Source organism: Enterobacter cloacae complex sp. P42RS (assembly GCF_014930595.1).
In the GTDB taxonomy this organism is placed as follows: domain Bacteria; phylum Pseudomonadota; class Gammaproteobacteria; order Enterobacterales; family Enterobacteriaceae; genus Enterobacter; species Enterobacter bugandensis.
The window spans coordinates 78,031-87,162 of the sequence record NZ_JADBRK010000019.1; the positions used below are offsets into that span (position 1 = coordinate 78,031).

10 protein-coding genes are annotated in these 9,132 nt (G+C 56.1%); 5 read left to right on the top strand and 5 right to left on the bottom strand.

Annotated elements, in window-relative coordinates; all coding sequences use genetic code 11:
- Positions 1–417 precede the first annotated feature (417 nt).
- Both IM314_RS18645 and IM314_RS18650 read left to right on the top strand, forming a co-directional pair.
- Positions 418–750 carry an RcnB family protein gene (locus IM314_RS18645; protein ID WP_008500887.1) on the top strand — a complete coding sequence of 111 codons (333 nt, stop codon included), beginning with the start codon at positions 418–420 and terminating at the stop codon, positions 748–750.
- The gene (locus IM314_RS18650; protein ID WP_045629901.1) at positions 701–1,180 is read left to right on the top strand and encodes a GNAT family N-acetyltransferase; all 480 of its coding nucleotides are present in this window, start codon (positions 701–703) and stop codon (positions 1,178–1,180) included. Before IM314_RS18645 ends, IM314_RS18650 begins: the two co-directional genes overlap by 50 nt.
- 92 nt (positions 1,181–1,272) lie before the next feature.
- Here the strand turns inward: IM314_RS18650 and apbC are convergent, their stop codons facing one another.
- A complete protein-coding gene (gene apbC, locus IM314_RS18655; protein WP_028013834.1) occupies positions 1,273–2,382 on the bottom strand; it encodes an iron-sulfur cluster carrier protein ApbC in 1,110 nt (369 codons plus the stop codon).
- A 137-nt stretch (positions 2,383–2,519) separates the two neighbouring features.
- On the opposite strand from apbC, the gene metG reads away from it, so the two are divergent.
- Positions 2,520–4,553: a methionine--tRNA ligase gene (gene metG, locus IM314_RS18660; protein WP_049000348.1), complete on the top strand. Its 2,034-nt coding sequence runs from the start codon at positions 2,520–2,522 to the stop codon at positions 4,551–4,553.
- Positions 4,554–4,584: 31 nt separating this feature from the next.
- Here metG and IM314_RS18665 read toward each other — a convergent pair whose 3' ends face one another.
- The 3 genes from IM314_RS18665 to IM314_RS18675 are packed head-to-tail and all read right to left on the bottom strand — an operon-like array spanning position 4,585 to position 7,500.
- A complete protein-coding gene (locus tag IM314_RS18665; RefSeq protein ID WP_193358803.1) occupies positions 4,585–5,055 on the bottom strand; it encodes a DUF1456 family protein in 471 nt (156 codons plus the stop codon).
- A 46-nt stretch (positions 5,056–5,101) separates the two neighbouring features.
- Positions 5,102–5,821, bottom strand: coding sequence for a two-component system response regulator BtsR (gene btsR, locus IM314_RS18670; RefSeq protein ID WP_193358804.1), 720 nt, complete (start codon positions 5,819–5,821; stop codon positions 5,102–5,104).
- Entirely contained in the window at positions 5,815–7,500 is a 1,686-nt protein-coding gene (locus IM314_RS18675) for a sensor histidine kinase (RefSeq protein WP_041909056.1), read from the bottom strand. The genes btsR and IM314_RS18675 overlap by 7 nt, the downstream gene beginning before the upstream one ends.
- 218 nt (positions 7,501–7,718) lie before the next feature.
- On the opposite strand from IM314_RS18675, the gene mlrA reads away from it, so the two are divergent.
- Both mlrA and IM314_RS18685 read left to right on the top strand, forming a co-directional pair.
- A complete protein-coding gene (gene mlrA, locus IM314_RS18680) occupies positions 7,719–8,459 on the top strand; it encodes an HTH-type transcriptional regulator MlrA (protein WP_041909054.1) in 741 nt (246 codons plus the stop codon).
- Positions 8,460–8,528: 69 nt separating this feature from the next.
- The gene (locus IM314_RS18685) at positions 8,529–8,642 is read left to right on the top strand and encodes a protein YohO (protein WP_008500895.1); all 114 of its coding nucleotides are present in this window, start codon (positions 8,529–8,531) and stop codon (positions 8,640–8,642) included.
- Here the strand turns inward: IM314_RS18685 and IM314_RS18690 are convergent.
- Positions 8,617–9,132 (bottom strand): ABC transporter permease (locus tag IM314_RS18690; RefSeq protein WP_193359402.1); only part of this gene is annotated, 516 nt, incomplete at its 5' end. The two genes, IM314_RS18685 and IM314_RS18690, sit on opposite strands and share 26 nt — an antisense overlap.

Consider the following 9,132-nt stretch of genomic DNA (forward strand, 5'->3'; position numbering starts at 1 on the left):
CAAGCCCTTGAAATATAGTTATTTATTATTTCACCGTGATACTGTAAAACACACGTTTGCTGTCGTTTAAAAAGTTAAAAAACAGCGCACAATTGCGCAAGAAAACGGAGAGTAATAATACTTTATGCGCCGCGATATTAAATGTTATCCCTTACGAAAGCATTCGCTTAACGGTGCTATTTTGACGTATAAACTTATTTTCAGAATAGATTAATAAAATAATAAAAATAACAAATATTCCGCACAATCAACATTCACCGCAATGATGAGCATCACCGCTATCGACTACCCAAACCCCTCCACTTTTGTTACATTTTTTATCAAATGCATCATGCTTTGATACTTAAAATAGACCGTCTGTCTTGTGCTGTGTGCCCTGCAGACGAAAGTCTCTGAAACAATATCACTGGAGAAAAAATGGCTAAGCGTAAATTGCTGCTTCTGGGTGTATTACTGTCTCTGGCGGGCTCCGCGTTTTCTGCCCCGCAAACCGCCGCTGCGCCATCGGGCATCAAGGCCTATGAAGAACAAGAGTTCATCGCCGATTTCACGAAGTTTAAAATCGGCGATACGGCACCGGCGCAGTATCAAACGCCGGAGTACACCATTAAACAGTACCAGCTGCGTAACCTTCCGGCACCGGATGCCGGTACCCACTGGACCTACATGGGCGAAAACTACGTCCTGATTGGCGATGCAGATGGCAAAATCTACAAAGCCTACAATGGAGATATTTTCTATCATCGCTGATACGATCGTAATCCGTCCGTGGCAGGAGAGCGACCGCCCTTTCCTGCGTACGCTCTACCTCCACGCCCGGCGTGAAGCCTGGCCGTGGCTGGACAGTTCTGCGTGGCAGCTTGAAGATTTTGACGCGGCAACCCTGGACGAAGAGATTTGGGTGGCGGAGCAGGATGGGCACCGACTTGGCTTCGCCTCAGTCTGGACGAACGATAATTTTCTGCACAACCTGTTTGTCGACCCGCAGTATCAGAGCCTGGGCGTCGGACATGTGTTGCTTGAGCACGTAGAGAAGACGTTTACCAGCACGGGCTCACTCAAGTGTCTGGTGAAAAATGCGCGGGCTATTACATTTTACCAGCGGCACGGCTGGCACATTGAGGCGACGGGGAATTCTCCTGAGGGAGAGTACTATCTTATGCATTACCGGCTTGGGTAAAGTCAGGTGGCGCTTCGCTTACCTGACCTACAAAATCGTATTTCGTAGGCCGGGTAAGGCGAAGCCGCCACCCGGCAATCCAGCGCTGGGGGTTACACCGCGCGGAAGGCGATTTCACCCGGGATCACTTCACCCTGCCAGTAGAGCTGCGCCGCAACGCGCCCCGCCAGCTGGCGATACATCTCAGCGAACTCGCTGTCCGGACGGCTGACGACCGTCGGCTTCCCGCTGTCCAGATCTTCACGCAAGGAAATATGCAGCGGCATCTGCCCCAGCAGCTGGGTGTGATACTGCGCAGCCAGTTTTTCCGCCCCACCCGTACCAAAGATAGGCTCATGGTGTCCGCAGTTGCTGCAGATGTGCATGCTCATGTTCTCGACGATGCCGAGCACCGGCACTTCCACTTTCTCGAACATCACGATGCCTTTTTTGGCGTCGATCAGCGCGATATCCTGCGGCGTGGTGACCACAACGGCCCCCGTTACCGGGATGTTCTGCGCCAGCGTCAGCTGAATGTCACCGGTGCCCGGCGGCATGTCCAGCACCAGATAATCCAGATCCGGCCACATCGTTTCCTGCAGCATCTGCAGCAGCGCTTTGCTGGCCATCGGGCCGCGCCAGACCATGGCGTTATCGTCGGTCACCAGGTAACCGATGGAGTTGGTCGCCAGACCGTGCGCCACGATCGGCGCCATATGCGTGCCGTCCGGCGAGGTTGGACGCTGATTTTCCGCACCCAGCATGTTTGGAATAGACGGACCGTAGATATCGGCATCCAGAATACCGACCTTTGCCCCTTCCGCCGCCAGAGCGAGCGCGAGGTTGACGGCGGTAGAGGATTTACCCACCCCACCCTTACCTGAACTCACGGCGATGATGTTTTTCACCCCGTTGACGCCCGGCTGATTTTTCACACGCTTCAGCGTGGCAATGCTGTGGCTCAGCTTCCAGTCAATCGCTTTCGCACCGGTAATGCGCAGCAGCTCCGCGCTGGTCTGCTCTTTCAGCGCGTCAAAGGCGCTGGTCCAGACGAACGGCATCTGCACTTCAACGTGCAGCGTATCGTCCAGCCACGCGACGTGGTGCAACGCTTTCAGCGTAGTGAGGTTATGTTTCAGGGTTGGATGCTGAAAGTTAGCCAGCGTCCCGGCGACCATTGCTCGTAAGGCTTCCGGTGATTTGGCCTGGGATTGAGAACTCATCCCGACTCCTTTGTTCTTGTGAATAAGACCTTAGACAAACAAGTTTACCTGAAAGGCCGTGGTTTGTGCTTACTTAATAATGCCCCTTTTGGTAATATCGAAAACCCTTTTCACAGTTAAAAGAAGTAATGCCTACTATGACTCAAGTCGCGAAAAAAATTCTGGTAACGTGCGCCCTGCCGTACGCCAACGGCTCAATCCACCTCGGCCACATGCTGGAGCATATCCAGGCTGATGTCTGGGTCCGTTACCAGCGAATGCGCGGCCACGAGGTTAACTTCATCTGTGCGGACGATGCCCACGGCACGCCGATCATGCTGAAAGCACAGCAGCTGGGGATTTCCCCGGAGCAGATGATTGCCGAAATGAGTCAGGAGCATCAGACCGATTTTGCTGGCTTTGACATCAGCTATGACAACTATCACTCCACGCACAGCGACGAAAACCGCGAGCTGTCGGAGCTGATCTACACCCGTCTGAAAGAGAACGGTTTCATCAAAAACCGCACTATCTCTCAGCTGTACGATCCGGAAAAAGGCATGTTCCTGCCGGACCGTTTCGTCAAAGGCACCTGTCCAAAATGTAAATCCCCGGATCAGTACGGCGATAACTGCGAAGTCTGCGGCGCGACCTACAGCCCGACCGAACTGATTGAGCCCAAATCCGTGGTATCCGGCGCCACACCTGTGATGCGTGATTCCGAGCACTTCTTCTTCGACCTGCCGTCCTTCAGCGAAATGCTGCAGGCGTGGACCCGCAGTGGCGCGCTGCAGGAGCAGGTGGCGAACAAGATGCAGGAGTGGTTCGAATCCGGCCTGCAGCAGTGGGATATCTCCCGCGATGCGCCGTACTTTGGCTTCGAAATCCCGAATGCGCCGGGCAAATATTTCTACGTCTGGCTGGACGCGCCAATCGGCTACATGGGCTCCTTCAAGAACCTGTGCGACAAGCGGGGCGACACCGTCAGCTTCGACGAATACTGGAAGAAAGACTCTACCGCCGAGCTGTACCACTTCATCGGCAAAGACATCGTTTACTTCCACAGCCTGTTCTGGCCGGCCATGCTGGAAGGCAGCAACTTCCGCAAGCCGACCAACCTGTTCGTACACGGCTACGTCACGGTGAACGGCGCCAAAATGTCCAAGTCCCGCGGGACGTTCATCAAGGCCAGCACCTGGCTGAACCACTTCGACGCGGACAGCCTGCGCTACTACTACACCGCGAAGCTCTCTTCCCGCATCGACGATATCGACCTGAACCTGGAAGATTTCGTGCAGCGCGTGAACGCAGACATCGTCAACAAGGTGGTGAACCTGGCGTCCCGTAACGCGGGCTTTATCGCCAAGCGCTTTGACGGGGTAATGGCCGCTGAGCTGGCGGACCCTGCTCTGTACCAAACCTTCACCGACGCGGCAGCCACCATTGGCGAAGCCTGGGAAACGCGCGAGTTCGGTAAAGCAGTGCGTGAAATCATGGCGCTGGCTGACCTGGCTAACCGCTATGTGGACGAGCAGGCGCCGTGGGTTGTCGCTAAACAGGAAGGCCGCGATGCCGATCTGCAGGCCATCTGCTCCATGGGCATCAACCTGTTCCGCGTGCTGATGACGTACCTGAAGCCGGTTCTGCCGCAGCTGGCAGCCCGCGCTGAAGCGTTCCTGAATACCGAACTGACCTGGGATGCAATGGCGCAGCCGCTGCTCGGCCACAAGGTGAACACCTTTAAGGCGCTGTATAACCGCATCGAGATGAAGCAGGTTGAAGCGCTGGTCGAAGCCTCTAAAGAAGAGGTGAAAGCGGCTGCAGCACCGGTAACCGGCCCGCTGGCGGACGATCCGATTCAGGAAACCATCACCTTTGATGACTTCGCTAAAGTCGACCTGCGCGTGGCGCTGATTGAAAACGCAGAATTCGTGGAAGGCTCTGACAAGCTGCTGCGCCTGACGCTGGATCTCGGCGGCGAGAAGCGCAACGTCTTCTCCGGCATCCGTTCTGCCTACCCGGACCCGCAGGTGCTGATCGGCCGTCAAACCGTGATGGTCGCTAACCTGGCGCCGCGCAAAATGCGCTTCGGCATTTCCGAGGGGATGGTGATGGCAGCAGGCCCTGGCGGGAAGGATATCTTCCTGTTAAGCCCAGACGAAGGCGCGAAGCCGGGCCAGCAGGTGAAATAAAAAAAAAGCCGGAGATAATCTCCGGCTTTTTTTATGGTTTCGGGTGATGCACCCGATGGGTCAGCCCGCGCAGGAAATTACGCAGAAACTGGTCGCCGCACTCGCGGTAATTTTTGTGGTCCGGCGCGCGCATCATGGCAGTGATTTCCGGCATCGACACGCGGTATTTCTGCTCGGTCATGATCGCCTGGATATCGTCCGTTTTCAGCGAGAAGGCGATACGCAGCTTTTTCAGCACCGTGTTGTTGTTCACGCGACGCTCCAGCGCCAGCTCGGGCGTGGAGTCTTCTTTTCCACGTTTATCGTAAATCAGCCCGTTCAGAAAACCCGACAGAATGATGTCCGGGCAGCGGACGAAGCCCTCTTCGTCCTCTTTGGTCATCCAGGTATCAAAATTTGCAGACGTGGATTCCATGTCGGACAGCGCAAGAATGCGCACCATGTCGTTATTGTTTGCTTTCAGGGTGTAGCGCAGGCTACGAAGAATATCGTTACTTAGCATAGAGCCTTCGAATGTCGATGATGCAATGGCGCGCAGTGTACCAGTTTTACAGGCCAATCGCCTCTTTCAAACTTTTCAGATAGCGACGGCTGACGGGGACGGTCTGCCCGGCGCGCAGCACCAGCTCGGCCTGACCGTTATCTTCCAGACGGATCTCCTTCAGGTGTGCCATGTTCACCAGATACTGACGGTGACAGCGAATCAGCGGCGTACGGCTCTCCAGCGTGCGCAGGGTCAGCTCGGTAAACCCTTCGTTCCCTTCCGCGCTGGTGACAAACACCCCGCTCAGGCGGCTGCTGACAAACGCCACATCATCCATTTGCAGCAGATAAATCCGGCTGTGCCCGGTGCAGGGGATAAATTTCAGCGGCTGCTGGTTTTCCGGCAGCAGCGTAACGTCCTGGACGGTTCGCTCCTGGCGTAAGCGGGTGAGCGTTTTTTCCAGCCGCTTCTCTTCAATCGGCTTGAGTAAATAATCGAAAGCGTGCTCCTCAAAAGCCTTAACGGCATATTCGTCGAACGCCGTCAGAAACACGATGTAGGGACGATGCGCCGGGTCGAGCATGCCGACCATCTCCAGCCCGCTGATGCGCGGCATCTGAATGTCGAGGAACAGCACGTCCGGGCGCAGCTTGTGCACCGCACCGATGGCCTCAATGGCGTTGGCGCACTCCCCCACAATCTCAATGTCTGTCTGCTCCTGCAGCAGAACGCGCAGGTTTTCCCGTGCCAGCGGCTCGTCATCCACGATCAGCACTCTTAACATGCGTTTTCCTCCAGCGGCAGTCGAACGGTAATACGGGTAAAACGGTCAGGCTCGCAGGCGACGGTAATGCCACAGTCGTCGCCAAAATGGGCGCGCAGACGTTTATCAACCAGGCTCATCCCTAATCCGCCCGAAGCGGAAGGCTGGTACAGCCCGGCGTTATCTTCAATATCCAGCACCAGATGGTGGTTAAAACGGCTGGCGGCAATGGTTATCTCCCCTCTCCCCAGCAGCTGCGAGGTACCGTGCTTGATGGCGTTCTCAACAATAGGCTGCAGGGTAAAGGCCGGAAGATGCTGATACGCCAGCTCGTCCGGAACGGAGAGCGACACCTGCAGGCGGGACTGAAACCGCGCCTGCTCAATTTGCAGATAGGCATTCACGTGCTCAATTTCATCGGCGAGGGTCACGATCTCTGACGGGCGCTTCAGGTTTTTACGGAAAAAGGTCGACAAAAACTGCACCAGTTGCGCGGCCTGATCGCTGTCGCGGCGAATCACCGCTTTGAGCGTGTTGAGGGCATTAAACAGGAAATGCGGATTGACCTGGGCATGCAGCAGCTTAATTTCAGACTGCGTCAGCAGGGCTTTCTGCCGTTCATACTGCCCGGCCAGAATTTGCGCGGAAAGAAGCTGGGCGATACCCTCCCCCAGCGTGCGGTTGATGGAGCTGAACAGACGGTTTTTCGCCTCATACAGCTTGATGGTGCCCATCACTCGCTGATTTTCCCCGCGCAGCGGAATGACCAGCGTGGAGCCCAGCTTGCACTGCGGATGCAGAGAGCAGCGGTAAGGCACTTCGTTACCGTCGGCATACACTACTTCGCCGGTTTCAATGGCGCGCAGCGTATAGGTCGACGAGATCGGTTTGCCCGGCAGATGGTGATCGTCTCCGGTGCCGGTAAACGCCAGCAGCTTTTCGCGATCGGTAATGGCCACCGCGCCGATATCCAGCTCTTTATAGAGCACCTGCGCGACCTTCATGCTGTTCTCTTCGTTAAATCCCTGACGCAGGATCCCTTCGGTCGAGGCGGCAACCTTTAACGCCGTGGCGGAAAAGGCCGAGGTGTACTTCTCAAACATGGCGCGCTTGTCGAGCAGAATACGCATAAACAGCGCCGCGCCGACGGTGTTGGTCACCATCATCGGGGCGGCAATACTGCTGACCAGGTGCAGAGCATCCTCGAACGGGCGGGCAATCAGCAGAATGATCGCCATCTGCGCCATTTCAGCCACAAATGTGATGGCCCCGGCGGTAAGCGGGCTAAACACCTTGTCCGGGCGACCGCGCTTAATCATATAGCTGTGCACCAGGCCACCAAGCAGCCCTTCGACGATCGTCGAGATCATGCAGCTGAGCGCCGTCATCCCGCCCATGGAATAGCGATGCAGCCCACCGGTTAAACCGACAAGGCCACCGACGACCGGGCCGCCCAGCAGCCCGCCCATCACAGCGCCGATGGCACGCGTATTAGCAATAGAGTCTTCGATGTGGAGGCCGAAGTAGGTCCCCATGATGCAAAAAATAGAGAAGGTGACGTAGCAGAGCAGCTTGTGCGGCAGGCGTACGGTGACCTGCATCAGCGGAATGAAAAGACGCGTTTTGCTCATCAGCCAGGCAATGACCAGAAACACGCACATCTGCTGAAGCAACAGCAACACAAGGTTAAACTCGTACATACTCAAAACCGCACACGCTAAAAAACGCGTAACATACACGGATGCGGCTGAACTTTCTTTGAAGCGCCCCAAAAAAGCGTAAAATCGTGTCCGTTATCACATCTTTTTCTGCACATCGTGCATGGTTCGCATTATTTGTTTAAAAATTAATCAATTCTTCCTGGTTCGGCAAAGTGGGTCTACAGTTAAGCTGGGGACGCGTAAGCCAGGGGGCAAATATGGCGCTTTACACAATCGGTGAAGTGGCACTCCTTTGTGATATCAATCCCGTTACCCTACGGGCGTGGCAGCGACGGTATGGATTGCTCAAACCGCAGAGGACGGACGGTGGTCATCGCCTTTTCAACGATACCGATATCGACCGGATCCGTGAAATCAAAAGCTGGATCGACAACGGGGTGCAGGTCGGGAAAGTGAAGTCCCTGCTGAGCCACGACGACCCGGACACGCAACGCCTCTGGCGCGAGCAGCAGGAAACGCTGCTGCGGCTCCTGCAGGCCGGTAACCTGCAGCGACTGCGCGCCTGGATCAAAGAGCAGGGTCGCGATTATCCGGCGAAAACGCTTATCACCCATCTTTTCATTCCGCTCCGTCGGCGCCTGCAGTGCCAACAGTCTACACTGCAGGCGCTGCTCAGCATGCTTGACGGGGTGCTGATCAACTATATTGCCGTCTGTCTTGCCTCGGCGAAGAACAAGGCAGGAAAAGATGCGCTGGTGGTCGGCTGGAACGTGCACGATACCACCCGTCTGTGGCTGGAAGCGTGGATCGCCACCCAAAAGGGCTGGCGCGTGGATGTCCTTGCGCACTCGCTGGGACAGCTCAAACCCGAGTTTTTCGACGGCCAAACCCTGCTGGTCTGGTGTGGCGAAGTGCCGTCCGCCACGCAGCAACAGCTGCTGACGGAGTGGCGTGAGCATGGTTATCCGGTTTATTCCCTTGGCCCGGATGAGCCATAACGGCATTTAATGGTTCATTAACAGCTGCGCTTCACCGTATAATTGTTCCGTTAACAACAGGAGCACATGATGAAGGCAACCAAACTCGCCATTATTACCCTTTTTGTCCTGATGGCCGTAAGCGGTATCGGCGGGGTGATGCTTGCAGGATACTCGTTTATCGTTCGTGGCGGTGTCGGCTGAGGTACAACGCCAGCCGCTCAAAAAGGCGATCGACAACGATGGCCGCCAGCGCGACCAGTACCGCCCCCTGCACAATATAAGCCGTATTAAACCCGCTTAAGCCGATGATGATCGGCGTTCCCAGCGTATTGGCACCGACCGTAGACGCAATGGTCGCCGTCCCGATGTTAATGATCACAGACGTGCGGATCCCGGCAATAATAACCGGTGCCGCAAGTGGCAGTTCTACCTTGCGCAGCCGCTGCCAGCGGCTCATCCCCATCCCTTCCGCCACGCTCAGCACGGACGCAGGTACCGCCGCGATGCCCGCCAGCGTGCCCTGCAGAACCGGCAATACGCCGTATAAAATCAGCGCAATGATGGCAGGCTGTTGGCCAAAGCCCATCACCGGAACAGCTATCGCCAGCACCGCCACGGGCGGAAACGTCTGTCCGATGGCCGCAATTGTCTCCACCAGCGGACGAAACTCCCGCCCCGCAGGCCGCGTGAC

Bases quoted from the DNA above. Each gene is read 5' to 3' on its own strand.
- mlrA (WP_041909054.1), top strand. From the start codon at position 7,719: ATGGCGCTTTACACAATCGGTGAAGTGGCACTCCTTTGTGATATCAAT.
- btsR (WP_193358804.1), bottom strand. From the start codon at position 5,821: ATGTTAAGAGTGCTGATCGTGGATGACGAGCCGCTGGCACGGGAAAAC.
- IM314_RS18650 (WP_045629901.1), top strand. From the start codon at position 701: ATGGCAAAATCTACAAAGCCTACAATGGAGATATTTTCTATCATCGCT.
- IM314_RS18685 (WP_008500895.1), top strand. From the start codon at position 8,529: ATGAAGGCAACCAAACTCGCCATTATTACCCTTTTTGTCCTGATGGCC.
- apbC (WP_028013834.1), bottom strand. From the start codon at position 2,382: ATGAGTTCTCAATCCCAGGCCAAATCACCGGAAGCCTTACGAGCAATG.
- IM314_RS18665 (WP_193358803.1), bottom strand. From the start codon at position 5,055: ATGCTAAGTAACGATATTCTTCGTAGCCTGCGCTACACCCTGAAAGCA.
- IM314_RS18645 (WP_008500887.1), top strand. From the start codon at position 418: ATGGCTAAGCGTAAATTGCTGCTTCTGGGTGTATTACTGTCTCTGGCG.
- metG (WP_049000348.1), top strand. From the start codon at position 2,520: ATGACTCAAGTCGCGAAAAAAATTCTGGTAACGTGCGCCCTGCCGTAC.
- IM314_RS18675 (WP_041909056.1), bottom strand. From the start codon at position 7,500: ATGTACGAGTTTAACCTTGTGTTGCTGTTGCTTCAGCAGATGTGCGTG.